This is a genomic window from Lactobacillus jensenii DSM 20557 (assembly GCF_001436455.1).
Taxonomy (GTDB): Bacteria; Bacillota; Bacilli; order Lactobacillales; family Lactobacillaceae; genus Lactobacillus; species Lactobacillus jensenii.
The window spans coordinates 1-503 of the sequence record NZ_AYYU01000073.1; the positions used below are offsets into that span (position 1 = coordinate 1).

1 protein-coding gene is annotated in these 503 nt (G+C 31.8%); it reads right to left on the reverse strand.

All coding sequences use genetic code 11. The annotated features are described in order from the left end of the window. Nucleotides 1–503, reverse strand: a 503-nt coding sequence (locus FC45_RS07495) for a restriction endonuclease subunit S (protein WP_236694530.1), incomplete at both ends; no start/stop codon positions are given.

The following is a 503-nucleotide window of genomic DNA, read 5'->3' on the forward strand; positions in this document are numbered from 1 at the left end:
CTCTAATTTTCGTTGTTGAAGAGAAAGAAGATTATCAAGGACTTTAAAAAGTGGATACAATGAACTTTCTTCATTTTTTGAGGGAAGGATTAATTTTATACTTTTTACAATTTCGGCAGACAAATTCCCCTGTCCACCTTGCAAGTATTTACTTAAAATTGCATCTTTCTTTTTAGAAAGAAGGAGAGAAATTATATATGGATTATATTGTTTAGGTATTATTGCTAAAACAGCTTGATTAATAGCACCATTTATTTTGCTAATGTCTACTTCACCACTTGTTGCACCGTATAAAGCATAAAGCAAATCTCCTTTTGTTACCATTTTTGCCGAAGAATTTTTAAGCCCAGCTTCACTGATAAACAATTCAGTTTTATTACTATGTATTTCTCCAGATCTAATAAACGGAATTAAACCATTATAATATTTTTTATTTCCGGCTTTTGGTGTACCACCGGAATATGTTGTTGCAATTTCCCCCAACTTAACCTTCTTCCAAGGCT